Source organism: Salipiger aestuarii (assembly GCF_003259905.1).
Lineage (GTDB): Bacteria > Pseudomonadota > Alphaproteobacteria > Rhodobacterales > Rhodobacteraceae > Salipiger > Salipiger aestuarii.
This window is the reverse complement of record NZ_QLMG01000010.1, coordinates 1-26,338: the sequence shown is the minus strand read 5'-3', so window position 1 is coordinate 26,338 and position 26,338 is coordinate 1. Positions and strand designations below refer to the sequence as shown.

The following is a 26,338-nucleotide window of genomic DNA, read 5'->3' as shown; positions in this document are numbered from 1 at the left end:
AGAAGAACAGGGCGCGGCGGGCGGTTGCGCGTCGGCGGGCCAAATCAGACCCGCAGGATCTCGGTCAGGTCGCGCAGCGTGTCGCGGTCGGCGGCGTCCATCGGCGCGGTCCGGCTGCGGAACAGAGTCGCCTGGCTGCGCAGCACGGGGTCTTCTTCCAGCACCTTGAGATGGTTGGCCCGCAGCGTTTCGCCGGTCGAGGTGATGTCGGCCACCGCCTCGGCGGTCAGGTTCTTGACCGTGCCTTCTGTCGCGCCCTGGCTGTCGACAAGCTGATAGTCGGCCACGCCGCCGATTCGCAGGTAGTCGCGCATCAGCCGGTGGTATTTCGTCGCGATCCGCATCCGGAACCCGTGCCGGGCGCGAAAGGCGGCGGCGGCGGCGTCAAGATCGTCCAGCGTGTTCACGTCGACCCAGCTCGCGGGCACCGCGACGATCAGGTCGGCCTGACCAAAGCCAAGCTCGGCCAGCGGTTCGACCTTTTGGTCCCACTGCACCAGCTTTTCGCGGATGAGGTCGGTGCCGGTCACGCCCAGATGGATGCGCCCCGCCGCCAGTTCGCGCGGGATTTCGCCCGCCGAAAGCAGCACAAGGTCGACGCCCGCGATGCCACCGACCGCTCCGGAATATTCGCGATCGTTGCCGGTCCGCGACAGCGTGATGCCGCGCGCGCCGAACCAGTCAAAGGTCTTTTCCATCAGCCGCCCCTTGGACGGCACCCCCAGCTTGATGGTCATGCCGTGGTCTCCAGTTGCAGCAGAAGGCCGGGGCGGATGACCCCGCCCACGGCACGCGCCGAGCGCCCCGCGCCAAGCCGTCCGGTCAGCGCGTCATAGCGCCCGCCTGTGGCGATGGGCGGCAGGTCGGGGCGGCGTGCGGGCACGAAACCGAACACGAAGCCATCGTAGTATTCCATCGAGCTGCGCCCGTAGCTGGTCTCGAATTCCAGCCGCGACACGTCGACACCGCGCGCGGCCAGCGCCTCGCAGCGCCGCTCGAACCGTTCCACGGCAGGCCGCATTCCGGGCAGGTCGACGGCGATGTCGTGCAGATGCTCGAGCGCAAAGGAACAGGTTTCGCGCACCGCAAGCAGCGTGTCGATCAGTTGAACCTGGCTGAGGCACAGCGGACCTTCGGCGGCCTCGGCGCGCAGCGCGGCGATGCGCTCGGCGATTTCCGCGTCAGAGCGCAGGCCGATCCGTGGCCCGGCATGCGCCATGGGATCCGGCGCCGCAAGCAGGGCGCTGCGCGACGGCGGGACGGCCGCGCGCCCCGAATACCTGTCAAGCAGCGCCCTAAAACGGCGTGGCCGCCAGATATGGCGCATCAACGCCTCCCGGCGCGGCTGTGACACCCGCAGCGCCCGCACGGCGGCGGTCAGGATGCCAATGTCGCCGGTCACCGCGCGCAGATCGTAGCTTTTCAGCGTGTCGGCAAACAGCGCAAAGACCTCGGCGTCGGCCTGTGCGGCATCGTTTTCGTCGAACAGCTCGTATCCGACCTGAAAATACTCCGAGGCCCGTTCGGGGTGGTCCTCTTGCCGGCGAAACACTTCGCCGCAATAGGTGTAGCGCGACGGGGCGGCGCCGCTTTCCATGTGCATCTGCACCACCGGCACGGTGAAATCGGGGCGCAGCATCACCTCGCCGCGCGACGGATCCTGCGTCACATAGGTGCGCGCGCGGATGTCTTCGCCGTAAACATCCAGCAGCGTTTCCGCCGATTGCAGGATGGCGCATTCGACGTTCTGGGCGCCCGCGTCGATGAAACGCTGACGCAGGCGAACAGCCTCGGCGCGCTCGGTTGCGAGGGTCAGGCCCATTGGTCGATGATCTCGCGAACCTTGGCGACCAGATCGGCGCGCGTAATTTCATATTGGCTGGGGCGCTCTTTCCACTCCTCAAGGCTGGCGCTTTCGGCCAGCTTTGCCCCAAGCACCAGATCCTTGACCTGAAGCACGCCGCGCGCCTTTTCATCGCCGCCCTCGATGACGGCCACGGGGGAATTGCGCTTGTCGGCATATTTCAACTGGTTGCCAAAGTTCTTGGGGTTGCCAAGATACACCTCGGCGCGAATGCCCGCGTTGCGCAGTTCGGCCACCATGGCCTGATAATCGGCCATGCGGTCGCGATCCATCACTGTCACCACGACAGGCCCCAAAGGGGGGCCGCCGATCCGGCCCTTTTCGCGCAGGGCCGCCAACAGGCGGTCGACGCCGATGGACACGCCAGTGGCCGGCACCGCCTGCCCGGTGAACCGCTTGACCAGATCGTCATAGCGCCCGCCGCCCGCGACCGAGCCGAACTGGCGCTTGCGGCCCTTGTCATCAAGGATTTCAAAGGTCAGCTCCGCCTCGAACACCGGCCCGGTGTAATAGCCAAGGCCGCGTACGACGCTGGGGTCGATCACGATGCGATCGGGGCCGTAGCCCTGGGCGGCGAGAAGCGCGCCCATCTGTTCCAGCTCATCGACGCCCTCGGTGCCGATCTGGCTGCCGCCGATGGCAGCGCGCAGATTGGCCACCGTCGCGCCCGCATCCGTCCCTTTCGAGGTCAGGAACGCCAGCACCGGATCGACCTGCGTCTCGCTCAGCCCCACGCCGTCGATATAGGCGCCAGATGCGTCCAGCCGGCCCTTGCCAAGCAGCGCGCGCACGCCCGCCTCGCCAACCTTGTCGAACTTGTCTATGGTGCGCAGAACCGCATCGCGCTGCGCGTCGCCGTCCAGCCCCATGGTTTCCAGTACACCGTTCAGAACCTTGCGGTTGTTCACCCGGATCAAGTAATCGCGGCGCGCAATGCCCACCACTTCCAGACTGTCCGACAGCATGGCGCAGATTTCCGCATCGGCGGCGACCGATGCCGCCCCCACCGTATCCGCATCACACTGGTAAAACTGGCGGAATCGCCCCGGGCCGGGCTTTTCATTGCGCCAGACCGGCCCCATTGCATAGCGCCGATAAGGCAGCGGCAAATCGTTGCGGTGCTGCGCATAGACCCGGGCCAGCGGCGCCGTCAGATCGTAGCGCAGGGCCATCCACGACTCGTCCTCGTCCTGCCAGGCAAACACGCCCGCGTTCGGGCGATCCACATCGGGCAGGAACTTGCCAAGCGCCTCGACCGTCTCGACGGCGGCACTTTCCAGCGCGTCAAAACCGTAGCGATGATACACCCCGGCAATGGCGCGCAGCATATCCGCGCGCTCGCTCACGTCGGACCCGAAATAGTCGCGGAACCCCTTCGGCGTCTGGGCCTTGGGGCGGGGGGCTTTCTTGTCTTTCGCCATGACTGGCTCCTTGCGGAATGCGCGCCTCCCTTAGCCGCTTGTGCGTCAGGGGGCAAGCGACGGGCGCGGCGTGTCGCGCAAGACGGCCGGCGCTGGCTTGCGCTTCGACCAGTTTGCCCCGGATGGACAAGGACCGCCCTCTGCCTTCATCTTGCCAGATAAACTCCGGGGGTGAGGCCGCATGGCCGAGGGGGCGGCGCCCCCTGCGCGCCGTGGACATCGCGCGCAACCGCACCTATCTGGATCACAAAGGAGCCAGCCCATGCCGCACGATTCCGCCCTCGAAGAACGCATCGCCCATCTGGAACGACTGGGCGACGATCTGTCCGAGACAGTTGCCCGGCAGGATCGCGAAATCGCGCGGCTGACCCGACGACTTGAGCTGCTGACCCGGCGCGAGGCCGAGCGTCAGTCGGATGCCGGGGGCGGCGTGGTGATCGGGGACGAGCGGCCGCCGCATTACTGATCGGGAACGTGCATGGGCCCGTCGGCCCGCCGGGGCGAAACCGGAACGTTCACAATCGCCTGAGCGGCGGTTTCGCGATCAGAAATCTTCGACCGCGAGCACACCGTCAAGCGATTTGACGGCGCCCTTGATTTCGGGCGAGACGGGAAATTCGCGCTTGAGGTCCATTTCGACCTCACCCGGCAGGCCCTGGCCCGACAGGCACAGACGGACCGGCCCGCGCCCCGCCTTGGGCATCTGCTCGGCCGCGCGGGTCAGCACCGATGCGATCTGCGACACGCATCCCGGTGTTTCGATAAAGATTCGCAGTCCGGACGCGCCGGCGTCCGCCACCACCGTTTCCACCGGGCCAAAGCTGCGCGCCAGCAGCTTGAGCTGGTCCGAGTCCACCGTGGCCTCGACCGTGACCACCACCTTGGTGCCGGTTTCCAGCAGATCGCGGGATCTTTCCAGCGTTTCGGAAAAGATCGTGACTTCGTAGGCGCCGGTCGGGTCGGACAGTTGGGCAAAGGCAAAGCGGTTGCCCTTGGCCGATTTGCGTTCCTGGCGCCCCGCCACAACTCCGCCCAGCTTGGCGACAAAGGCCCCGCCCATGGCCTTGCGCCGGACCTCTTCCAGCGTCATCACGTCGCGCCGTTTCAGCGCGGGCATGTAGTCGTCCAGCGGGTGGCCGGACAGGTAAAAGCCGATGGCCTTGAATTCCTCGTTCAGGCGTTCGGCGGGCAGCCAGTCGGGGGCGGGGGTCAGGCGCGGTTCGGGCAGATCGTCGCCCGCATCGCCAAACAGCGACACCTGCGCCGAGTGGCGCTGTTCGTGGACCGCCGCCGAATAGGCCACCAGCGCGTCGAGCGAATCGAACACCCGCCGCCGGTTGCGGTCAAGCTGGTCGAACGCGCCCGCGCGCGCCAGCATTTCCAGCGGTCGCTTGCCGATGCGTTTCAGATCCACCCGGCGGGCAAAATCGAAGATGGTGGCGAACGGCTTGTCCGGGCTGTCGGGGTCTTCGGGCACCGAACGGCGCCCCTGCACGATCATCTGCATCGCGTCGACACCGACGTTCTTGAGCGCGCCAAGCGCATAGACCAGTTCCTGGTTCACCACGTCGAACGTTGCCTGGCTGCGATTCACGCAAGGGGGCACGAAGCCCATGTTCAGCCCGTGCTTCAGTTCGTCGAAATAGACCGCCAGCTTGTCGGTCAGGTGGATGTCGCAATTCATCACACCAGCCATGAATTCGACCGGGTGGTTCGCCTTGAGCCACGCCGTCTGGTAGCTGACCACCGCGTAGGCCGCCGCGTGCGATTTGTTGAAACCGTAGTTTGCGAATTTTTCCAGCAGGTCAAAGACCTCGGTGGCCTTTTTCCTGGCGACGCCGTTTTCCGCCGCGCCCTTTTCGAACTTGGGGCGTTCGGCGTCCATCGCCTCCTTGATTTTCTTGCCCATGGCGCGGCGCAGCAGGTCGGCGCCGCCAAGGCTGTATCCGGCCATTTCCTGTGCGATCTGCATCACCTGTTCCTGATAGACGATGATGCCCTGGGTTTCGGCCAGGATATGGTCGATCGACGGATGAACCGAGGTGATCTTGCGCAGGCCGTTCTTGACCTCGCAATAGACGGGGATGTTTTCCATCGGGCCGGGGCGGTACAGCGCGACAAGCGCGACGATGTCTTCGATGCAGGTGGGTTTCATGCGCTTGAGCGCGTCCATCATACCGCTGGATTCCACCTGGAACACCGCGACCGTCTTGGCATCGGCATAAAGGCGATAGGTTTTCTCATCGTCCAGCGGGATGAGGTTCATCTGGTTTTCGCCGCCCTCGGCGGGTTCGTACAATTGCGTGCCATCGGCAGCGACATGGATCGGCCGGCCGTCTTTCAGGATCAGGTTCACCGCGTTCTGCACCACGGTCAGCGTTTTCAGGCCGAGAAAGTCGAATTTCACCAGCCCCGCCTGTTCGACCCATTTCATGTTGAACTGGGTGGCGGGCATGTCGGACCGCGGGTCTTTGTACAGCGGCACAAGCTGGTCGGTGGGGCGGTCGGCGATAACCACACCGGCGGCGTGGGTGCCGGCGGAACGCAGCAGCCCCTCGATCTGCTGGCCATAGGTGAGCAGGCGGTCGACGACCTCTTCGTTGCGCGCCTCTTCGGCAAGGCGGGGTTCGTCGCGCAGCGCCTGTTCGATGGATACCGGCTTGACGCCTTCGACAGGGATCATCTTGGCAAGACGGTCGACCTGCCCGTAGGGCATCTGCAACACACGCCCCACATCGCGCACCGCCATTTTCGACAGCAAGGCGCCAAAGGTGATGATCTGCGCCACCTTGTCGTGGCCGTATTTTTCCTGAACGTAGCGGATCACCTCTTCGCGGCGGTCCATGCAGAAGTCGATGTCGAAGTCCGGCATCGACACGCGTTCGGGGTTGAGGAACCGTTCGAACAGAAGGCTGTAGCGCAGCGGGTCGAGGTCGGTGATGGTCAGCGCATAGGCGACCAGCGACCCGGCGCCCGAACCGCGCCCCGGACCGACCGGGATGTCGTGATCCTTGGCCCATTGGATGAAATCGGCAACGATCAGGAAATAGCCGGGAAAGCCCATGCTTTCGATGATGCCCAGTTCGAAATCCAGCCGTTCCTGATATTCGTCGGGCGTGACCGCATGGGGGATCACTGCCAGGCGGCGTTGCAGGCCCTCATTCGCCATGCGCCGCAGTTCGGCAACCTCGTCATCGGCGAATTTCGGCAGGATGGGGTCGCGGCGATAGGCCATGAAGGCGCAGCGCCTCGCGATCTCGACGGTGTTTTCCAGCGCCTCGGGCAGATCGGCGAACAGGGTCGCCATTTCCTGCGGGGTCTTCAGGTAATGCTGCGGTGTCAGGCGGCGGCGGGGTTCCTGCTGGTCGACATAGGCGCCCTCGGCGATGCAGATCATCGCGTCGTGGGCCTCGTACATTTCGGACTTGGGGAAATACACGTCGTTGGTGGCGACCAGAGGCAGACCCATTTCATAGGCCATTTCAAGGTGGCCGCGTTCGGACAGGCGTTCCGCCTGCGGCAGGCCGTCATCGCCCGGATGGCGTTGCAGTTCGACATACAGCCGGTCGCCAAAGATCGTATGCAGCCTGGTCAGCAGCACCTGCGCGGCGGCGCGGTGGTTGTCGCGCAACAGCCGCCCCACCGGACCGTCGGGGCCGCCCGACAGGCAGATCAGCCCCTCGCCGTGACGCTCCAGATCCTCTGGCGTGACATGTTCCAGCGCGCCGTCGCCGCGCATGTACAGGCAGGAATTCAGCAGCATCAGGTTTTCATACCCGGTCTCGTTCTGCGCCAGCAGCACGATGGGGGCGGGGGGTTTGGGGCGCTCGCCGGGGGCCGGTTCGAGGTAGCGCAGATCGACCTGACAGCCGATGATCGGCTGAATGCCGGCGCCGGCGGCGCCGACGGAAAATTCCAGCGCCGCGAACAGGTTGTTGCTGTCGGTGACCGCGATTGCGGGCATCTCCATCGCGGCGCACAGGCCGGGCAGCTTTTTCAGCCGAACGGCCCCTTCGAGCAGGGAATATTCGGTATGGGTGCGAAGGTGGATGAATCGGGGATCTGCCATGCCCCCCAGATTAGGCCCAGTGCCCGCCGGGCGAAAGGCCGCTCAGCCACGTTCCGCGACGGCACCGGGGGCATCTGACGGGGCCAGCGCGAGCAGCTCGTCGCGGATGGCGCGCCAGATGTCGGCCTTGTCGGCGCGGCCGCGCGATTGTTCCTGGCTTATGACTCGGGCGGCCTCACGCAACGCGGCCTTGGTGCTGCCCTCGGTTCGGACCAGCGCCCGCGCCATGCGTGAAATCTGAAGACGGTTCATCGGCTGTCCTTTCCCTGCCTGCCCCGTTAAATGCGCCGGGGCGGGCATGGGTTCCGTCACGCGCCGGGGATCGGCGGGCCACGGCCTGACATGTTTCACGGCACCAGCTGGCCGCCGGCACGGAAAACCGGCGTTTTTCCCTTGCCAAGCTTCAAGCGGTCTCGCTAGCTTTCGGGAAACACAGGGATGGTCCGCGCGCCTTCTATGCCGCATCGGGGGCGCGCAGCAGACGGACAGGGTAAGGCGGCGGGTCTATTGCATATGAACATCTCCTTTCTTCTGAACGGGGAGAAAGTCGACCTGCACGGGGTGTCCCCGACGCGGACGGCGCTTGACTGGCTGCGCGAGCGGCGCGGCCTGACCGGCACCAAGGAAGGCTGCAACGAGGGCGACTGCGGCGCCTGCACGGTGATGGTGACGGATGACAGCGGAACACGCGCGGTCAACGCCTGCATCCTGTTCCTGCCCCAGCTGCACGGCAAGGCGCTGCGCACGGTCGAAGGGATTGCCGCCCCCGATGGCGCGCTGCATCCGGTGCAGGCGGCAATGGTCGATCAGCACGGGTCGCAATGCGGATTCTGCACGCCCGGTTTCATTGTGTCGATGGCACGGGCGCACAAGGTGGGCGATACCGACCATGACGATGCCCTCGCGGGCAACCTGTGCCGCTGTACGGGCTACGCGCCCATCGTGCGCGCCGCCCGTGCCGCTGCAACGGTTCCCGTTCCGGACTGGATGGCGGAACCCGCGATGCCGCCGGTCACCGGCCTTGCGCGCGCACCCGAAACCACCGAGGCGCTGGCCGCGCTTTACGCCGAGCGCCCCGAGGCAGTGCTGGTGGCCGGAGCCACCGATGTGGGGCTGTGGGTGACCAAGCAGTTGCGCGATCTGCCCGAGGTGATCTTTCTCAATCGCTGCGCCGATCTGCAACAGATCGAGATTTCGGACGACGCGATCCGCATCGGCGCCGGGGTCACCATGGACCGGGTGCTGGATCTGATGCGCGGCCATTCCCCCAGCTACGCCGAAATGCTGCGCCGCTACGGTTCGGCGCAGGTGCGCGCGGCGGCCACCATCGGTGGCAACATCGCCAATGGCTCGCCCATCGGAGACAACCCTCCGGTGCTGATCGCGCTTGGCGCGACGCTGCATCTGCGCCACCGCGACGGGACACGAGACATGCCGATCGAGGATTTCTTTATCGCCTATGGCAAACAGGATCGCAGGCCGGGTGAGTTTGTCGCTGCCGTCACCATCCCGCGCCGACGCGACCGGTTGCGGGTCTACAAGCTGTCCAAACGCTTCGACCAGGATATTTCAGCCGTGTGCGGCGCGTTCTGTGTCGAGGTTGACGGCGGCGTGGTGACCACGGCCCGCATCGCCTTTGGCGGCATGGCGGGCATCCCGAAACGCGCCGCTCAGGTCGAGGCGGCGTTGCTGGGCAAGCCCTGGACCGATGAGGCGGTGATTGCCGCCTGGGACGCCTGGGAACGGGACTTTGTCCCGCTGAGCGACATGCGGGCCAGCGCGTCCTACCGGCTGGTTTCCGCACGCAACATGCTGACGCGGTACCTGCTGGAAGATCTGGGCGCCGACACGGATGTGCGGAAGGTGCGGGCATGAGCGTGGCGAAACCGCTGCCCCACGATGCCGCCCCGCTGCACGTCACGGGCCGTGCGCGGTATATCGACGACATCCCCGTGCCTGCGGGCTGCCTGCATCTGGCGTTCGGCCTGTCTGAAATCGCCCATGGGCGGATCACGTCGATCGACCTTGACGAGGTGCGCGCCGCGCCCGGCGTTGTCCGGGTGTGGGAGGCGCGCGACCTGCCGTCGCCCTGCGATTGTTCGCCCTCGCTTGGGGATGAGCCGATGCTGTCGGGATCGACGGTGTGCTACCTGGGCCAGCCGGTGTTCCTTGTGGCGGCACGTTCGCATCTTGCGGCGCGCAAGGCGGTGCGCAAGGCGCGCATCACCTATCAGGAACGGGACGCGTTGCTCAGCGTGGATGAGGCGATGGCGGCGGATTCGCGGTTCGAGGATGGCCCGCGCACCTGGGAAAAGGGCGACACGGCGGCGGCGCTTGCGGGCGCGCCCAATGTGCTGCGCGGCACCATCGACATGGGCGGCCAAGAGCATTTCTACCTTGAAGGGCAGGCGGCGCTGGTGCTGCCGCAGGAAAACGGCGACATGCTGGTGCATTCCTCCACCCAGCATCCGACCGAGATCCAGCACAAGGTCGCCCATGCCCTGCACCTGCCGATGCACGCCGTCAGGGTCGAGACCCGGCGCATGGGCGGCGGTTTCGGCGGCAAGGAAAGCCAGGGCAACGCGCTGGCGGTGGCCTGCGCCGTCGCCGCGGCGGCGACCGGGTGCCCCGCCAAGATGCGCTATGATCGCGACGACGACATGACGATCACCGGCAAGCGTCACGATTTCCGCATCGACTATGTGGTGGGCTATGACAACGCGGGCCGGATCGAGGTGGTGGATTTCGTGCATCATACCCGCTGCGGCTGGGCGCAGGACCTGTCGCTGCCAGTTGCTGACCGCGCGATGCTGCACGCGGACAACGCCTATGACATCCCCGCCATGCGGATCGAAAGCCACCGGCTGAAGACCAACATGCAAAGCGCCACCGCCTATCGCGGTTTTGGCGGTCCTCAGGGAATGCTGGGGATCGAACGGGTGCTGGACCATGTGGCCCACGCGCTGGGCCGTGATCCGCTGGAGGTGCGCCGGGCGAATTACTATGCGGATGCGCCCGTGGACGGCGCGGACAGAGGCGCGCCCGACACGCCGACACCCCCCCCCGAGGATATTCTGGCCCCAAACACACAGGACATCGCCGAAAGCGATCTTGCGTCGCGCGGGGCACCTGTGTCGTCGGGCACGCCTGTCGCGGCGCCCGCGGGGGTGCAGACCACCCATTACGGCCAGCCGGTCGAGGATTTCATCCTCGGTGAGCTTACGACCAAGCTGGCGGCAGATTGCGGGTATGCGGCGCGGCGCGAGGCGGTCGCGCGGTGGAATGCCGAAAAACCGTTGCTCAAGCGCGGCATCGCGCTGACGCCGGTAAAGTTCGGAATCTCGTTCACGCTGACGCATCTGAACCAGGCGGGTGCGCTTGTACACGTCTATCAGGACGGGTCGGTTGCGTTGAACCACGGCGGCACCGAGATGGGGCAGGGGTTGTTCCAGAAGGTGGCGCAGGTGGCGGCGGCGCGTTTTGGCGTGGCGATGGACGCCATAAGGATCACCGCGACGGATACCTCCAAGGTGCCCAATACCTCGGCCACGGCGGCATCATCGGGGTCTGACCTGAACGGGATGGCGGTGAAGGCGGCGTGCGACACGATCCGCGACCGGATGGCGGCGCATCTTGCGCAGGTTTTCCAGGTGCCGGCGTCGGATGTGATGTTCGCCGACGGTTCGGTGCGGGTGGACAACGAGGTCATCAGCTTCGCGACGGCGGCCCGGCTGTGTTACGAGGGCCGCGTCAGCCTGTCGTCCACCGGGTTCTACAAGACCCCCAATGTCGATTGGGACCGCATCGCGGGGCAGGGGCGGCCTTTCTTCTACTTTGCCTACGGGGCGGCCTGCACCGAGGTCGTGCTGGACACGCTGACTGGCGAATACCGCATCCTGCGCGTGGATATTCTGCACGATGCGGGGGCCTCGTTGAACCCCGCGCTGGACATCGGCCAGATCGAGGGCGGCTATGTGCAGGGGGCGGGCTGGCTGACCACCGAAGAACTGGTCTGGGATGACAGGGGGCGTCTGCGCACCCATGCGCCATCGACCTACAAGATCCCGGCCTGTTCGGACCGCCCCGAGGTGTTCAATGTGGCGCTTTGGGATGGGCCGAACCGCGAAGAGACCGTCTATCGGTCCAAGGCGGTCGGGGAGCCGCCATTCATGCTGGGTATTTCGGCGTTTCTGGCGTTGTCCGATGCGGTTGCGGCCTGCGGCAGCGCCTATCCGGATCTGAATGCCCCTGCTACGCCCGAACGGGTGCTGATGGCGATTCGCAAGGTGCAGGATGGGGTTTGATCTGGCCGGATTGCGGGCGGCTGTGACGCGGCACGGCCGTGTCGCGCGCGTCGTGGTGGCCGAGGTCGCCGGATCCGCCCCGCGCGAGGTAGGCGCGGCGATGCTGGTCTGGGACGACGGGCGCGCGCAGTCGGGGACCATCGGTGGCGGCGCGCTGGAACTGATGGCGGCACGGGCGGCATTTGCCCGTCAGGGATTGTCGCGGCATTCGTTGGGCCCGGAGCTGGGGCAGTGCTGTGGCGGGGCCGTGGTGCTGCTCACAGAGGTTTACGATGCCGCCGCCTTGGCGGCGCTGGAGCGGTGCGAGGTGATCGCGCGCGGCATTGGGGCGATGCCTTTGGCGGTGGCGCGCCTGCGCGACCGCGCGCGGGCGCAGGGCGCGACTGTCCAGCCGCAATTGGTGCAGGGCTGGTTTGTCGAGCCGGTCACCCGCCCGTCGCGTGATGTCTGGATCTGGGGCGCGGGCCATGTGGGGCGTGCGCTGGTGTCGGTGCTGGCGCCTCTGCCGGATCTGGCGGTCAGCTGGGTCGATACCAGCGCGGCGCGCTTTCCCGCCGAGGTTCCCGAAGGCGTCACAACCGTGCCTGCCGCCGATCCCGCGCGATTGGTGTCGCATGCGCCGGACAGGGGCGAACATCTGGTGCTGACCTACAGTCACGAGCTTGATTTCATGCTGTGTCACGCGCTTTTGTCGCATCGCTTTGGCTGGGCCGGGTTGATCGGCTCAGGCACCAAATGGGCCCGGTTCCGGACGCGTCTGCGGGCGCTCGGACACGAAGATGCGCAGATTTTGCGCATTTGCTGCCCGATTGGGCAAAAAGACTATGGCAAACACCCTCAGGCCATTGCCATCGGTGTGGCTGGGCATCTACTCCATCACGGAAAAGGGAGTAGCCTGGCGTGCCCGACACACTTCTCAGCCTCCGGGGCCTGACCAAGACCTATCCGGGCGTCGTCGCGAACGATGACGTCTCGTTCGATATCGGCAAAAGCGAGATCCACGCCCTGCTTGGCGAAAACGGGGCGGGCAAGTCGACGCTGGTCAAGATGATCTTTGGGCTGGTAAAGCCGGACAGGGGCGAGATGCGGCTCGACGGCGATCTTTACAGCCCCGGCAAGCCGTCGGAGGCCCGCAAGTCGGGCGTGGCCATGGTGTTCCAGCATTTCTCGCTGTTCAATGCGCTGGACGTGGCCGAGAACGTGGCGCTGGGGATGGAATCCCCGCCCGCGATGCGCGACCTCGCCCGCCAGATCCGCGCCGTGTCTGAAACCTACGGGCTGCCGCTAGACCCCTCCCGGGTGGTCGGCACTCTGTCGGCGGGCGAACGCCAGCGGGTCGAGATCATTCGCTGCCTGCTGCAAGGCCCGCGCCTGCTGATCATGGACGAGCCGACCTCGGTGCTGACGCCGCAGGAGGTCGGGATTTTGTTCCAGACCCTGAACAAGCTGAAGTCCGAAGGCACATCGATTCTGTATATCTCACACAAGCTGGAAGAGATCCGCACGCTGTGCGACGAGGCGACGATCCTGCGGCTGGGGAAGAATGTCGGCACTTGCACGCCGCGCGATGTCACCGCACGTCAGATGGCCGAGATGATGGTCGGATCCAGCTTCGCCGCGCCCGAGCCGAAAGCAGGCGCCAAGGGCGAGGTGCTTTTGCGCTGCGACGCGCTATCGATGCCGGCTCCGGGGGCCTTCGGAACGCCCCTGCGCGAGATTTCAGTGGAAGTTCGCGGCGGAGAGGTTCTTGGCATTGGCGGCGTTGCGGGCAACGGGCAGGACGAGCTGTTGATGGCGCTGTCCGGAGAGCGGCTGGCGCCCAAGGGGACGATCTGGTTCAAGGGGCGCGACGTCGGCCGCGACGGGCCATCCAAACGGCGCGAGGCGGGACTGCTTTCGGGGCCCGAAGAGCGGCTTGGCCATGCCGCCGCTCCCAACATGAGTCTGACCGAAAACGCCGTGCTCACGGGGGCCCGGCGCAAGCGGCTGGTGAAGAACGGGTTCATCGACTGGACGGCGGCGCAGGCGTTTGCCGACCACGTCATCGCCCGTTATGATGTGCGCACGCCGGGAGCGGATGTCACGGCGCGGTCGCTGTCTGGTGGAAACCTTCAGAAATTCGTCGTGGGGCGAGAGATCGAACAGGACCCCGACGTGTTCGTGGTGAACCAGCCGACATGGGGCGTAGATGCCGCCGCCGCCGCCGCGATCCGGCAGGCGCTGCTGGATCTGGCGGCCAGGGGGGCCGCGATCATCTGCATCAGTCAGGATCTGGACGAGCTGATGGAAATCTCGGACCGTTTCGGGGCGCTCAACGAGGGACGATTGTCACCCACGCGGGCGGTGGCCGATCTGGATATCGAGAAGATCGGTCTGATGATGGGCGGTGCGCATGACATGGAGGTCGTCCATGCAGACGGCTGATGGGGGGAGCCGAAGAAATTTCGTACGAAATTTCTTCTTTCCGCGCGAGATCAAGATTTTTCGTACGAAAAATCTTTGCGGCAGAAAGGTGGCGCGATGATCCGGCTGGAAAAACGCACGCAGCCCTCGGGGTATTGGACCGCGCTCAGCCCCATTTTGGCGGTGGGGCTGACGATGATCGTCGGCGGTTTCATGTTCTGGGCATTGGGCAAGCCGCCGGTCGAGGCGATCCGCACGATTTTCTGGGATCCTTTGTTTCATCCGCAGTTTGCGGACTATTCGCGACCACAGTTGTTGGTCAAGGCTGGGCCGCTGATCCTGATTGCGATCGGGCTTTCCATCGGCTTCCGCGCCGGGATCTGGAACATCGGCGCCGAGGGGCAGTATATCATGGGCGCGGTCTCGGGCGCTGCCGTGGGGCTGGCGTTTTATCCGTCGCAAAGTGTCCTGTTGTTCCCGCTGATGGTCTTTGCCGGGGCGCTTGGCGGCTGGGCCTGGGCGATGATTCCGGCGGTGCTCAAGACACGTTTCGGCACCAACGAAATCCTCGTGTCTCTGATGCTTGTCTATGTGGCCGAGAACATTCTTGCCTCCGCCTCGGCAGGCTGGTTGCGCAACCCCGAGGGCATGGGCTTTCCCGGCTCGCGAAATTTCAAGCAGTGGTCTGCCGTTTACAATGCCGAGCTGTTGACGGGCACAGGTATGCACTGGGGCGTCGCCGCAGCGTTCATCGCCGTCATCGCGGCCTATGTGATGATGGCGCGGCACATCCAGGGGTTCAACGTCCGACTGACGGGCGAAGCCCCCCTCGCGGCGCGGTTTTCGGGCGTCAGCCCGGCGTGGATCGTGTTCCTGTGCCTCGGGGTTTCGGGCGGGCTTGCCGGGCTTGCCGGGCTGTTCGAGGTCACCGGCCCGGCGGGGCAGGTCAGCATCGACTTTGGCTCGGGCTATGGGTTCACCGCGATCATCGTCGCCTTCCTTGGGCGGTTGAACCCGTTTGGCATCCTGGCCGCCGGTTTGTTGATGGCGCTGACCTATATCGGCGGTGAACTGGCTCAGTTGATGCTTGGTTTGCCCGGCGCGTCGATCCAACTGTTTCAGGGGATGCTGCTGTTCTTCCTGCTGGCGACGGATGTGTTCACCAATTACCGCGTGCGCATGCTACGCAGAGAGGCCGCCTGATGGACCCCGTGCTGCTTGTCGCCTCGATCATGGTGTCGGCGACTCCGATCCTGCTGGCTGCTCTGGGAGAGATGGTGGTCGAGAAATCCGGGGTGCTGAACCTTGGGGTCGAGGGCATGATGATCACGGGTGCGGTCATGGGGTTTGCCATTGCCGTGACGTCTGGCTCGCCGCTGATGGGCTTTGCCGGGGCGGCGGTGTCGGGGGCGGTACTGTCGCTCGCGTTCGGGTTCCTGACACAGTACCTGTTGTCGAACCAGGTGGCGACGGGGCTGGGGCTGACGCTGGTCGGGCTGGGCCTGTCGGCGCTGATCGGATCGCACTACGAAGGCCAGCGCGCGCCTGCTCTGGGCAAGCTCGACATGCCCTTGCTGTCGGATATTCCGATGCTGGGGCGGATGCTGTTGTCGCATGACATCATGGTCTATGTCAGCCTTGCGTTGGTCGCGGCGGTCTGGGCGTTTCTCAAATACACCCGTGCCGGGCTGATCCTGCGCGCGGTGGGCGAGGATCACGCCAGCGCCCATGCACTGGGCTACAAGGTGGTGCGGGTGCGCATGGCCGCGATCGCCTTTGGCGGGGCTTGCGCCGGGATGGGTGGCGCCTATGTCAGCCTTGTTCGCGTGCCGCAATGGACCGAAGGCATGACGGCGGGCGCGGGCTGGATCGCGCTGGCGATCGTGGTCTTTGCGTCCTGGCGGGCATTTGGCGTGCTGATCGGGGCGTACCTGTTCGGGGGTGTCACCGTCATTCAGCTGAACCTTCAGGCGGCGGGCACCACCGTGCCTGTCGAACTCTTGTCCATGTCGCCATACCTGATAACGATTATCGTGCTGGTGATCATCTCGGCCCGCGGGGTGCAGGGCGCGCCCGCATCTCTGGGCCGTTCCTTTCACGCCTCAAGCTGAGGCATCTTTGAAAACGACAGGGAGACCACGTCACATGAACCGCAGAACCCTTCTTGCCTCTGCCGCCGCGCTGAGCCTTGCCGCCGGCGCCGCCCTTGCGCAGGACGTGCCGAAGATCGCCTTTGTCTACGTCGGTCCGGTGAACGATGGCGGCTGGTCGCAGCACCATCATGAATCCGCGATGGAGATGAAAGACCATTTCGGCGACCGGATCGAGATTGTCGAACAGGAATCGGTGCCCGAAGGCGCCGACGCCGAACGCGTCCTGACCCAGATGGCGCTGTCGGGGGCCGACCTGATCTTTACCACCTCGTTCGGCTACATGGACCCGACGATCAATGTGGCGCAGAAATTCCCGGATGTGAAATTCGAACACGCAACGGGGTACAAGACCGCCGACAACGTGTCGGCCTATTCGGCGCGTTTCTACGAGGGACGCGCGATCACCGGCTATCTGGCCGGGGCGATGACAGAGACCGACAAGATCGGCTACATCGGGTCTTTCCCGATCCCCGAGGTCATTCGCGGCATCAACTCATCCTACCTGCACGCGGCGCAGGCCAACCCCGATGTCGAGATCGCCGTGGTCTGGCTGAACACCTGGTTCGACCCCGCCAAAGAGGCGGACGCCACGCAGGCGCTGCTGGATCAGGGCGCGGACGTCGTGCTGGCGCATACCGATTCCACCGCGCCGCTGTCGGTGCTGGAAAAGGCCGGGGCCTATGGGTTCGGTCAGGCGGCCGACATGGCAGAGTTCAAGCCGACCCCGCGCATCTCGTCGATCATCGACGACTGGGCGCCTTATTACATCGAACGGGTGCAGGCGGTGCTGGACGGCACCTGGGAAAGCCACAATGTCTGGCAGGGCATCGGCGACGGCATGGTCGGCATCGGTGAATTCACCGGCCCGATCCCCGAGGATGCGCTGACCCATGTCACCCGGATGAAGGAGGATATTGCTTCGGGCGCTTACCACCCCTTCACCGGCCCGATCAACAAGCAGGACGGGTCGGCCTGGCTGGCCGAGGGCGAGGTGGCCGATGACGGCACGCTGGCGGGCATGGATTTCTATGTCGAAGGGGTGTCGGGCGAGATCCCGAACTGAGGTCTGTTTCAGGTCTGATGGCACCGTCGGCGCGCAGGCGCCGGCGGTGTTTCTGTTTGAGGGGGCGGGATGCCTCCGGCGGGAGTTTATTTGGCAAGATGAAGACGGGGAGCGACGATCTTCCGGTGGCGCTTGTGCTCGGGGCAGCCGTGTGGTCCGGAGGTATGCCGTCGCCAGCGCTGAGGCGGCGGGCCCTGGCGGGGGCGCGGCTTTGGACCGGGGGGCGGGTGCGGGCGATCGTCGCCTGCGGTGGACAGGGCGCCCACGCGCCCGCTGAAGCCGCGGTGATCGCGCGGCTGTGCCATGAGGCGGGTGTGCCCCGCAGCGTGGTGTTTTGCGAAGATCAATCGACCACGACCCTGGAGAACATCCAGTTCGCGCGCCCCGTTTTGCGCCAGATCGGGGCGCGCGAGGTGATCGTGGTAAGCGACTTTTACCACCTGCCACGGGCGCTGATGGTTGCGCGGCGCTCTGGGGTTTCGGCGCGCGGCGTGGCTGTGGCGCTGACGGGCGCGCGGCCGGGGCCACAGGTCAAGGCGGTGCTGCGCGAGATCCCGGCATTGGGGTGGTACTTTCTCAGTGGCAAGGGTCGCTAGAGCACGCCGATTTCGGCCAGCGCGCCGGCGAGTTCGGGGGGCAGGGAGTCTTCGTTTTGGCGGCCTGCCGCAAGGTCCGGCGGGGCATCGGCGGGGGCGAGGTAGCGCCAGCCCTGGAACGGGCGCCGCTGGGCCGGGCTGACGCGGATCAGATCCTGGTCCAGCACCATGGCGCAGCGGGTTATGCCATCGCTGCCCGTCACGCGATCCAGCCTGAGGACGCGCTGGCGGCATTGGATCAGGCCCTGAAACACCCAGTAGATGCTGCCCCCGTCCAGCACGTCGGCTTCGCGTTTGGGGAACATGCGGGTGACGTGGCGGGGTTGGCCGTCATCGGTTTGCGCCTGGGGCGAGGCCTGCCAGGCCGCAAGGCCCTCGACGCTTTCGGTGCCCACGCTGAGCTTGATGAGATGGGTCGGGTTGGTCACGCGAATCCTCCGGTGGGCCGCAGCATATTGTAGGAACGTCCAGCGCGGTTTCAAGAGATGGTGTGCTGCTGTTCCGAACGGGCTGGACGTGCTAGGATGGTGGCTGTTATCAGGCATGTCTGCCACTCTGAGGAATCCGCTGCCATGAGCCGTTTCGCCGCCCCCATCGCCGAACAGATCTGGGACATGAAGTACCGTTTCAAGGATGCCGGGGGCACGCCCCTGGATGTCACGATCGAGGACACCTGGCGCCGAATCGCGCGCGACATGGCCTCGGTCGAGGCGGAACCGGCGCGGTGGGAAGACCGGTTTTACGCGGCGCTGGAGGATTTTCGCTATCTGCCCGCCGGGCGCATCACCGCCGGGGCCGGCACCGCGCGTTCGGTGACGCTGTTCAACTGTTTCGTGATGGGCACGATCCCCGACAGCATGGGCGGCATTTTCGACATGCTCAAAGAGGCCGCGCTCACCATGCAGCAGGGGGGGGGAATCGGTTATGATTTCTCGACCATCCGGCCCAAGGGCGCGCCCGTCGCGGGGGTCGCCGCCGATGCGTCGGGGCCGCTGTCGTTCATGGACGTCTGGGACGCAATGTGCCGCACGATCATGTCGGCGGGGTCGCGCCGTGGCGCGATGATGGCCACCATGCGCTGCGATCACCCGGACATCGAGCAGTTCATCGGCGCCAAGTCCGATTCTGCCCGCCTGCGCATGTTCAACCTGTCGGTGCTGGTGAGCGATCCGTTCATGGAGGCGGTGAAGGTGGACGGCAGCTGGGATCTGAAATTCGACGGTCGGGTGTATCGCACGGTGCAGGCGCGCGATCTTTGGAACAGGATCATGAAGGCCACCTATGATTACGCCGAGCCGGGTGTCATTTTCATCGACCGGATCAACAAGGCCAACAACCTGAACTACGTCGAGGAAATCTGCGCCACCAACCCCTGCGGCGAGCAGCCCCTGCCGCCATATGGCGCTTGTCTGCTGGGGTCGATCAACCTTGCGCGTCTGGTGACGGCGCCGTTCGAGGCGGGCGCCGGGATCGACGATTCCGAGCTGGACGAACTTGTCGGCACCGCCGTGCGGATGATGGACAATGTGGTCGATGCGTCGAAATTCCCGCTGCCCGCGCAGGCCGAAGAGGCCCGCAACAAGCGCCGGATCGGACTGGGTGTCACCGGGCTTGCCGATGCGCTGCTGATGAAGGGGCTGCGTTACGGCACCGAAGAAGCGGCGCGTCAGGCCGAGCACTGGTTGCACCGGATCGCCCGCGCCGCCTACCTGGCGTCGGTGCAATTGGCGAAGGAAAAGGGCGCCTTTCCGCTGTTTGACGCGGAAAAATATCTTGCGTCAGGCAACATGATGAACATGGATGACGACGTGCGCGAGGCGATCCGCACCCATGGCATCCGCAACGCGCTGCTGACGTCGATTGCACCGACCGGGACGATCTCGTTGTATGCGGGGAATGTGTCGTCCGGGATCGAGCCGGTGTTTGCCTATGCCTACACCCGGAAGGTGTTGCAAAAGGACGGCACGCGCACCGAGGAAGAGGTGGTGGATTACGCCGTGCAGATGTGGCGCGACCTCAAGGGCGATACCCCGCTGCCCGACTATTTCGTCAACGCCCAGACGCTGGACCCGCAGGCCCATGTACGCATGCAGGCGGCGGCGCAGAAATGGGTGGATTCGTCGATTTCCAAGACCATCAATTGCCCCGAGGACATCGATTTCGACGCGTTCAAGGACGTCTACATGCAGGCCTATGAAATGGGCTGCAAGGGGTGTACCACCTATCGGCCCAATGATGTGACGGGGTCGGTTTTGTCGGTCTCGGAAGAGACGCCGAAATCCTACAAGGTTTGGGGGCAGCGTTTGGCAGACGAGCGCCTTCGAAAAAGCCTGACCAAGCCGCAGCTAGCAACCGCTGTCGGAGTGTCACAGGCCGATATTATATCCTATGAGGACGGAGGTGTCGCGCCGCTGTCCGTTCTCGAGCGTCTTGCTGCTTGTTTCGATGTGCCTGTGATGTGGCTTACTCACGCTATGGATGTTGGCAACGATTCCACGCCCGAAGCCGTCGCGACCCCCGCCAGAGAACCTAATGTGCCTCACGGCGACGTGATCTATATGGCCGAGCCGCTGGACCGTCCGCAGGCGCTTGAGGGACAGACGTACAAGCTGAAATGGCCTGACAGCGAGCACGCCATCTACCTGACGATCAACGACATCGTGGTGGGTGGCCATCGCCGGCCCTTTGAGGTGTTCATCAATTCGAAGAATATGGAGCACTACGCCTGGACGGTGGCGCTGACGCGGATGATCTCGGCGGTGTTCCGCCGGGGCGGGGATGTGTCGTTCGTCGTGGAAGAGCTGAAGGCCGTGTTCGATCCGCGCGGCGGTGCCTGGGTGCAGGGCAAGTACATCCCGTCGATCCTTGCCGCGATCGGCGGTGTTATCGAACGGCATTTCCTGGCGACAGGGTTTCTTGAGGGCGAAGGAATGGGTCTCAAGTCCGATCCGACGGCGCAGGTGGTGAACCTTGACGCTCCGCGCGGAAAGGCGTGCCCCTCGTGCGGCCAGTACTCGATGATGATGCTAGAGGGCTGCATGACGTGCAGCAGCTGCGGACATTCGAAGTGTTCGGGGTGAAATACTGAGTTTTTACTTGTGTGAGACCCAACATATCTTGTCCATTTCCGGGGTAATTTGACCATTCCGGCACAGGATTAATGACCACCGGCTGCGCTGCAGTCTGTGGTTTCTTTTTATTTCAATGACTTGCGAGACTGGCGGATTTGCGGCCTTGTATGCGCCGTAGCAGTGCTCCGCCCTGGTGGGCGCCGTTGACGGCCAGTCGCGCTTTCGGCATCCCTCAGGGCAAATCCGGCCGGGTTCTTTCCAACATCCCCCTCCAGCAGAACCTCTGCCTGAGGGCATGGCGCGCTGCGCCAGAAAGGCCCCCATGACGAAGATCAAGTTTATCGATGCGCGCTTCGCTGATCCCGACGAGAACGAGTTCGCCCTTAAACGCCGCTTCGAGTGGCATCTGCGCAAGCTCCGTGCCCTTCAGGACGGGGTGTCCCCAAAGGTTCCGGGAGACTTCGAAGATGAGTTGCGCTGGAACGAGGACCTCATCGCCGTGCCGCTCTCGGAAAAGGACCGCAACAAGGTGCTGCGCCGTGCGCGCCGGGTCATGGGTGCGCGTGCAAAGGCTTCCGGACTCAGCCATCTCAGTTCGGATGACCGGCGCGCCCTTGAGGTGTTCCGCGGCGGGGCGGATCTGGTCGGCATCGCCAGTGAGCACCGCGCCGATGAGATCGCCGCGGCCATTCATGCCGAGATGCCCTGGATGGCGGCTGCCACCGACTTCCTCTGGAAGGCGATGCGCCGCTCGGTGCGTGTGGGGGAGCCAGGCTTCCGGCTGCCACCCGTGCTGCTCGATGGTCCGCCGGGCCTCGGCAAGAGCGTGTGGTCGCGCGAACTTGGGCGCCATCTCGGTGTGCCGCGCTGTGGCATCGAGGGGACCGCAGAGCAGGCCTCCTTCGTCGTGAACGGGTCGCAACGCGGTTGGGGCACGGCCTTCCCGGGACGGCCCTTGCAAACCATCGTGCAGAGCCTCTGCGCGAACCCGATTGTGGTGATCGACGAGATCGAAAAGGCCGGTACGCCGATCTCGACGAAGGGGCAGGCCTACGGCTTGGCCGACGGGCTGCTGGCGCTGCTGGAGCGCTCGTCTTCCGTGGCCTGGAAGTGCCCCTACTACCAGGTCGGCTTCGACATGTCCTGGATCAGCTGGGTCCTGACCTCGAACAGCCTGACGACGCTTCCGGCTCCGTTCCTGAGCCGCTTGGAAATCCTGCGCCTCGCGGGCCCAGGCAAGGGAGACCTTATCTCCTTCGCGGAGCGCGAGGGCGCACGACGGGGGCTGTCTGATTCTGCCCTGGGCGCGATCTGTGAGGTGATCGACCAGGTTGCCGGGGAGCATGATCTCAATCTGCGCCATGTGTCCAGGATGCTGGAGAGGGCAGAGGCCATGGCAAGCAGCCCACTGTCGCATTGAGTGGTCGAGGCGAGCGCGCCTTAGGTCGGCCAAGACCAAAGTAGTCGCTTGGGCTGATGGCAGCAGCTGGCGGGGGGGGCAGCCCAAGCGGCATTCCTGCAAGGCGCAACTTTACGTCAGGCGCCGACACGAAGGGCGGAAAACGGACCTTCTCTGCATGTGCGGCACCATCCGTGCCAGGGCATGGAAGCGAACTCGAGGCCCCTTGACGAGAGGATCGTCGGCTCTCCCAAGTCCCTGCATCACAGTTGCAGGGACAGCTCGGACACAGTCGCTGTTGCACCTCAGGACATGTCACACTGCCGCCGCTCGCGCGCCGCGCTGGACATCCTGGGACCAGTCGGCTTTTGACTTTACACAACCCCTCATTGCGTGGTTTCATTGCCGGAAAATGATTTTATCACAGGATTTTAAGATTGAGTGAGGCTCTTCAGAAAGTTTTCGAACATGGCGCACAATGGGTAAGGGCAGATTTTCACCTGCACACTCGAGCAGATAAGGAATTTCGCTATGACGGCGATGATGACCGTTTCGTCGCAAGCTATGTAGAGGCGCTTGAAGCTGCCGGAATACGCCTTGCTGTCATCACCAACCACAACAAATTTGACCTCGAAGAATTTAAGGCGCTGCGCAAAAGGGCGCGCAAATCCGGTATCGGTGTGCTCCCTGGCGTGGAGCTGTCCGTCAAGGACGGCGCAAACGGTGTTCACACACTTGTGGTATTTTCCGAAGCTTGGTTGGCCGAGGGTCAGGATTACATCAACCAGTTTCTTGGCGTTGCATTCGCTGGCAAGGTCCCCGCGCAATACGAGCAGGAAAACGGGCGCAGCAACGACGACGTAATCGAGACGCTGAAGAAGCTGGAAGCATACAACCGCGACTTTTTCATTATATTCGCACACGTCGAGGCCAATAGCGGCTTGTGGAAAGAGTTAAGCGGCGGCCGAATGGGCGAGCTTGCCGTTGAGCCGCTCATTCAAAAATATGCTCTGGGCTTCCAGAAGGTTCGCACCCATGACAAGCCGGACAGCGTTTGCCGCACGAAGGTCAAGGGCTGGTGGGGCGATCAATATCCAGCCGAAGTAGAAGGCTCTGATGCAAAAGAAATAACCGCAATCGGCAAAGGCAGAAGGGTCTATCTGAAGCTTGGCGATGTTGGCTTCGATGCCGTGAAGTTTGCCATGACCGATCATACTTTCCGCGTTGCGTCGGAATTTCCGTCCTTAGGGCATTCCCATGTCAACGCCGTTCGCTTTGAAGGCGGGTTGCTGGATGGCAGTCGCGTTACTTTCTCCCCGCATCTGAATTGCCTGATCGGCATCCAGGGCAGCGGAAAATCCTCTATCCTGGAAAGCGTGCGTTATGCCCTTGATATCCCCTTTGGCGAAAAAGCGCAGGACAAGGAATACAAGGACAAACTCCTGCCCCATGTCCTGAAAAGCGGCGGCAAGGTGATTGTTGAAGCGACCGATCGGCATGGCGGTCGCTTTGAGGTGAGACGCATTTGGGGGCACTCTCCAGATGTCTATGTCGATGGCGTGCTGCGCCCGGGAGTCTCTATTAGGGAAACGATTATCGCCAAGCCACTTTACTTCGGGCAGAAGGACCTCGCCGCTGCTGGGAAAGGCTTCGGGCACGATCTTGTCGAAAAGCTCATGGGGGATAGCCTTAAGGGCGTGCGGCAAAAGATCGAGGAGCGCGCAGGCGAACTTAAAACGGCGATAGAGAACTTCCATTCCGCGCGAAGCGATGCAGAGGACAAGCAGGCGCTAGAAGATGAACTTGAGGATGTCAAATTCAACTTGGAGCAATTTGACAAGCATGGCGTCAAGGACAAGCTTGAAAAACAACTGGTTTATAACGAGGACTTGACCTACTGTCAGGGCATTCACGAGACAGCTGAGGCTTGGCGCAAGACGATTGATGATGCGGCAAACCAGACCGAAGAAAATTTCAAACTGATCGAAGTTCATTCCTCCGATCAGAATACAGATTTCTTCACGCGCTATGCGGCCAAGGTGAAAGAACTAAAAGGCACGGTTGCGACAGCCAAGGCCCTTGCCGCTACGATCAAGACTAATTCCACCGATTTAGATGAACTGCGCCAAGAGCTTGAAGGCGTGCGAGACGGCCTGAAGGAAGAATTTGCCGAGACCGAGCGGGAGCTGGTCAAGGCGTTGGAGGAACAGGGCGTTACCTCGATCCAGCCGAATGCCTATATCAATCTCACTCAGCGCAAGCAGGAGCTTGAAACTGGAATCGCCGAGCTTGCCAACCGGACGGGCAAGGAAAGAACAAGACTTGAGGCCGTTCTGACGGCCATGAACTCGCTGAATAACGCTTGGCACGATGAATTCAAACTCATCGCGGCGGCGCTTGAAATCATCAATGAATCGCAAGGATCACTGAGAGTGGAGGCAGCGTTCAAGGGAGACCGCAACGCCTTTAAGGCCCATATTGACGGATTGCTTCGAGGAAATAACCTCCGCAAGGAATATTACAATGACCTTTCCGAGGCTTATTCGGATTTTGGCGAGGTTTTCAAAGACCTCGAAAAGGCTTGTGCTCACGCGAAGGGGAAGAGCCAGGACTTCAAAAAGCTCTTCATAGCAAATCTCTACTCACTCACCGCCTATCAGGTACCCAACAGCTATTCAGTGACGTATCACGGCAAGGCACTCTTGTCTCATTCTCTGGGCCAGCGCGCCTCGGCGATGATGCTCTTCCTGCTTAGCCAGAAGGAGAATGATCTTCTGCTCATCGACCAGCCAGAAGATGATCTTGATAGCCAGACCGTCTACGAGGAGGTTGTCAAACTGCTTCGTTGGCTCAAGCCGAACCAGCAATTCATCTTCGCGACGCACAACGCGAATTTCCCGGTACTTGGAGATGCCGAAACCATTACTACATGCCACTTCCGAGATGATGAAATCGCCATATCAGTCGGAAATATTGACGATAAGTCCTGCCAGGCCAACGTCATCTCCATTATGGAGGGCGGCCCGGAGGCATTTGAGCGTCGTAAGACGATTTATCAAATCTGGAAATCCCGCTGCGCTTGACTACGTTAAAAAAGTCGAAGCGTTTCAACCCTACCTCCCAACGACATTCTCCCTTGGCTTTGTTACGAGCCGCCATGGATGACCGGTTCGGGGACGCTGCACTGCCGCGATAACCAAATCGGCGACTGTCAGCAAAGGGCTGACCCATTTCGCGGGGGCAAGCCTTTGACAGGCATCAAGTTACTGAAGAGCGGTCAAGCATTTTGACCCTACTAAGACCGAAATCTTGAAGGAAAGACGATAGATGCAAGTGAGGATGGTGCAGCGTGCAGTTGGTCAGGGCGGCTTGCATTGCGGCGAGCTGACGCTTGGTCATAAACCGCTACGCTGGGTCTATGACTGCGGCTCCAATCAGGCCGATGCGTTGAAGCGAGAGGTCGGTTCCATCGCCAGAGACAGCGAAATCGACCTACTTTTTCTTTCTCACCTCGACAGCGACCACGTCAACGGTGTCGATCTTTTACTTTCGCAGGTAAAAGTCCGCGAAGTGATCTTGCCCTATCTTAATGAGGAAGCCCTAGTCGCAACCATCGCGCGTGATATTTCCCGCGGGGGTCGTGTCGCGGAAGTGGTGGAAATTCGAAGGCGGCGTAATCTCCGGGTGACCTGAAACCCACCCAACCGGCGGCGCCAACCGCCAGGGAGATCACGCCATGACCCAGATTACCGACACCGCGAGCTTTGCGCTACTGGCCGGGGAGGCCGGGTTCGACCCGATCGAGGATCGCCTTCGGGCGAACGTCCGCCTCACCATCGAGGCGATGTTCGAGGAGGAGCTGGCCGCCTTTCTCGGCCGCCTGCGCTATGGCCGGTCGGGCAGCCCGGCGAAGGGGTATCGCCACGGACACCGCGAGCGGCAGCTCACCGGCACCTTCGGGACCCAGACCGTGCGGGTGCCGCGCGCCCGGGTCG

General features: G+C 63.6%; 20 protein-coding genes. 14 read left to right on the top strand and 6 right to left on the bottom strand.

Going from position 1 to position 26,338, the window contains the following annotated elements; all coding sequences use genetic code 11:
• Positions 1 to 44: 44 nt before the first annotated feature.
• The 3 genes from hisG to hisS are packed head-to-tail and all read right to left on the bottom strand — an operon-like array spanning position 45 to position 3,285.
• Positions 45 to 737, bottom strand: coding sequence for an ATP phosphoribosyltransferase (gene hisG, locus ATI53_RS07475; RefSeq protein ID WP_009502419.1), 693 nt, complete (start codon positions 735 to 737; stop codon positions 45 to 47).
• Positions 734 to 1,822, bottom strand: a complete 1,089-nt coding sequence (locus tag ATI53_RS07470) for an ATP phosphoribosyltransferase regulatory subunit (RefSeq protein ID WP_009502418.1) — start codon at positions 1,820 to 1,822, stop codon at positions 734 to 736. The genes hisG and ATI53_RS07470 overlap by 4 nt, the downstream gene beginning before the upstream one ends.
• Complete coding sequence (gene hisS, locus ATI53_RS07465) at positions 1,813 to 3,285, bottom strand: histidine--tRNA ligase (RefSeq protein ID WP_111550097.1); 1,473 nt, start codon at positions 3,283 to 3,285, stop codon at positions 1,813 to 1,815. The genes ATI53_RS07470 and hisS overlap by 10 nt, the downstream gene beginning before the upstream one ends.
• Positions 3,286 to 3,547: 262 nt before the next feature.
• Between hisS and ATI53_RS07460 the strand changes: the two genes are divergently transcribed.
• Positions 3,548 to 3,751, top strand: a complete 204-nt coding sequence (locus ATI53_RS07460) for a SlyX family protein (RefSeq protein WP_009502416.1) — start codon at positions 3,548 to 3,550, stop codon at positions 3,749 to 3,751.
• 78 nt (positions 3,752 to 3,829) lie between these two features.
• Here ATI53_RS07460 and dnaE read toward each other — a convergent pair whose 3' ends face one another.
• Positions 3,830 to 7,354, bottom strand: a complete 3,525-nt coding sequence (dnaE, locus tag ATI53_RS07455; RefSeq protein WP_111550096.1) for a DNA polymerase III subunit alpha — start codon at positions 7,352 to 7,354, stop codon at positions 3,830 to 3,832.
• Positions 7,355 to 7,396: 42 nt separating this feature from the next.
• Positions 7,397 to 7,606 (bottom strand): hypothetical protein, encoded by a 210-nt coding sequence (locus ATI53_RS07450; protein ID WP_009502414.1) that lies wholly within the window; start codon positions 7,604 to 7,606, stop codon positions 7,397 to 7,399.
• Positions 7,607 to 7,867: 261 nt separating this feature from the next.
• On the opposite strand from ATI53_RS07450, the gene xdhA reads away from it, so the two are divergent.
• From xdhA to ATI53_RS07410, 8 genes are all read left to right on the top strand, one after another.
• Positions 7,868 to 9,229: a xanthine dehydrogenase small subunit gene (xdhA, locus tag ATI53_RS07445; protein ID WP_009502413.1), complete on the top strand. Its 1,362-nt coding sequence runs from the start codon at positions 7,868 to 7,870 to the stop codon at positions 9,227 to 9,229.
• Positions 9,226 to 11,658: a xanthine dehydrogenase molybdopterin binding subunit gene (gene xdhB / locus ATI53_RS07440; protein WP_111550095.1), complete on the top strand. Its 2,433-nt coding sequence runs from the start codon at positions 9,226 to 9,228 to the stop codon at positions 11,656 to 11,658. The genes xdhA and xdhB overlap by 4 nt, the downstream gene beginning before the upstream one ends.
• Entirely contained in the window at positions 11,648 to 12,592 is a 945-nt protein-coding gene (gene xdhC / locus ATI53_RS07435; protein WP_111550094.1) for a xanthine dehydrogenase accessory protein XdhC, read from the top strand. The genes xdhB and xdhC overlap by 11 nt, the downstream gene beginning before the upstream one ends.
• Positions 12,559 to 14,082: an ABC transporter ATP-binding protein gene (locus ATI53_RS07430; RefSeq protein ID WP_009502410.1), complete on the top strand. Its 1,524-nt coding sequence runs from the start codon at positions 12,559 to 12,561 to the stop codon at positions 14,080 to 14,082. Before xdhC ends, ATI53_RS07430 begins: the two co-directional genes overlap by 34 nt.
• 96 nt (positions 14,083 to 14,178) lie before the next feature.
• The gene (locus ATI53_RS07425; RefSeq protein WP_009502409.1) at positions 14,179 to 15,264 is read left to right on the top strand and encodes an ABC transporter permease; all 1,086 of its coding nucleotides are present in this window, start codon (positions 14,179 to 14,181) and stop codon (positions 15,262 to 15,264) included.
• A complete protein-coding gene (locus ATI53_RS07420; RefSeq protein ID WP_009502408.1) occupies positions 15,264 to 16,172 on the top strand; it encodes an ABC transporter permease in 909 nt (302 codons plus the stop codon). Before ATI53_RS07425 ends, ATI53_RS07420 begins: the two co-directional genes overlap by 1 nt.
• 34 nt (positions 16,173 to 16,206) lie before the next feature.
• Positions 16,207 to 17,277, top strand: a complete 1,071-nt coding sequence (locus ATI53_RS07415) for a BMP family ABC transporter substrate-binding protein (protein WP_009502407.1) — start codon at positions 16,207 to 16,209, stop codon at positions 17,275 to 17,277.
• Positions 17,278 to 17,375: 98 nt separating this feature from the next.
• Complete coding sequence (locus ATI53_RS07410) at positions 17,376 to 17,873, top strand: YdcF family protein (protein WP_111550093.1); 498 nt, start codon at positions 17,376 to 17,378, stop codon at positions 17,871 to 17,873.
• Here the strand turns inward: ATI53_RS07410 and ATI53_RS07405 are convergent.
• Positions 17,870 to 18,301 carry a DUF1489 family protein gene (locus tag ATI53_RS07405; RefSeq protein WP_111550092.1) on the bottom strand — a complete coding sequence of 144 codons (432 nt, stop codon included), beginning with the start codon at positions 18,299 to 18,301 and terminating at the stop codon, positions 17,870 to 17,872. The genes ATI53_RS07410 and ATI53_RS07405 overlap by 4 nt on opposite strands.
• Positions 18,302 to 18,445: 144 nt before the next feature.
• Here ATI53_RS07405 and ATI53_RS07400 point away from each other — a divergent pair, with 144 nt between their 5' ends.
• From ATI53_RS07400 to ATI53_RS07380, 5 genes are all read left to right on the top strand, one after another.
• Complete coding sequence (locus ATI53_RS07400) at positions 18,446 to 20,953, top strand: adenosylcobalamin-dependent ribonucleoside-diphosphate reductase (RefSeq protein ID WP_111550091.1); 2,508 nt, start codon at positions 18,446 to 18,448, stop codon at positions 20,951 to 20,953.
• A 313-nt stretch (positions 20,954 to 21,266) separates the two neighbouring features.
• A complete protein-coding gene (locus ATI53_RS07395) occupies positions 21,267 to 22,364 on the top strand; it encodes an AAA family ATPase (protein ID WP_009502403.1) in 1,098 nt (365 codons plus the stop codon).
• 416 nt (positions 22,365 to 22,780) lie between these two features.
• A complete protein-coding gene (locus ATI53_RS07390; RefSeq protein ID WP_170134540.1) occupies positions 22,781 to 25,426 on the top strand; it encodes a TrlF family AAA-like ATPase in 2,646 nt (881 codons plus the stop codon).
• A 244-nt stretch (positions 25,427 to 25,670) separates the two neighbouring features.
• Positions 25,671 to 26,036, top strand: a complete 366-nt coding sequence (locus ATI53_RS07385) for an MBL fold metallo-hydrolase (protein ID WP_111550090.1) — start codon at positions 25,671 to 25,673, stop codon at positions 26,034 to 26,036.
• A 43-nt stretch (positions 26,037 to 26,079) separates the two neighbouring features.
• Positions 26,080 to 26,338, top strand: a 259-nt coding sequence (locus tag ATI53_RS07380; protein ID WP_211315392.1) for a transposase, incomplete at its 3' end; no start/stop codon positions are given.

Excerpts from the sequence above, each read along its gene's own strand:
- ATI53_RS07395 (WP_009502403.1), top strand. The coding sequence starts at position 21,267 with ATGACGAAGATCAAGTTTATCGATGCGCGCTTCGCTGATCCCGACGAG.
- ATI53_RS07410 (WP_111550093.1), top strand. The coding sequence starts at position 17,376 with ATGAAGACGGGGAGCGACGATCTTCCGGTGGCGCTTGTGCTCGGGGCA.
- ATI53_RS07420 (WP_009502408.1), top strand. The coding sequence starts at position 15,264 with ATGGACCCCGTGCTGCTTGTCGCCTCGATCATGGTGTCGGCGACTCCG.
- ATI53_RS07400 (WP_111550091.1), top strand. The coding sequence starts at position 18,446 with ATGAGCCGTTTCGCCGCCCCCATCGCCGAACAGATCTGGGACATGAAG.
- ATI53_RS07425 (WP_009502409.1), top strand. The coding sequence starts at position 14,179 with ATGATCCGGCTGGAAAAACGCACGCAGCCCTCGGGGTATTGGACCGCG.
- xdhB (WP_111550095.1), top strand. The coding sequence starts at position 9,226 with ATGAGCGTGGCGAAACCGCTGCCCCACGATGCCGCCCCGCTGCACGTC.
- ATI53_RS07385 (WP_111550090.1), top strand. The coding sequence starts at position 25,671 with ATGCAAGTGAGGATGGTGCAGCGTGCAGTTGGTCAGGGCGGCTTGCAT.
- xdhA (WP_009502413.1), top strand. The coding sequence starts at position 7,868 with ATGAACATCTCCTTTCTTCTGAACGGGGAGAAAGTCGACCTGCACGGG.
- ATI53_RS07450 (WP_009502414.1), bottom strand. The coding sequence starts at position 7,606 with ATGAACCGTCTTCAGATTTCACGCATGGCGCGGGCGCTGGTCCGAACC.
- xdhC (WP_111550094.1), top strand. The coding sequence starts at position 11,648 with ATGGGGTTTGATCTGGCCGGATTGCGGGCGGCTGTGACGCGGCACGGC.
- hisS (WP_111550097.1), bottom strand. The coding sequence starts at position 3,285 with ATGGCGAAAGACAAGAAAGCCCCCCGCCCCAAGGCCCAGACGCCGAAG.
- ATI53_RS07460 (WP_009502416.1), top strand. The coding sequence starts at position 3,548 with ATGCCGCACGATTCCGCCCTCGAAGAACGCATCGCCCATCTGGAACGA.
- dnaE (WP_111550096.1), bottom strand. The coding sequence starts at position 7,354 with ATGGCAGATCCCCGATTCATCCACCTTCGCACCCATACCGAATATTCC.
- ATI53_RS07415 (WP_009502407.1), top strand. The coding sequence starts at position 16,207 with ATGAACCGCAGAACCCTTCTTGCCTCTGCCGCCGCGCTGAGCCTTGCC.
- hisG (WP_009502419.1), bottom strand. The coding sequence starts at position 737 with ATGACCATCAAGCTGGGGGTGCCGTCCAAGGGGCGGCTGATGGAAAAG.
- ATI53_RS07470 (WP_009502418.1), bottom strand. The coding sequence starts at position 1,822 with ATGGGCCTGACCCTCGCAACCGAGCGCGCCGAGGCTGTTCGCCTGCGT.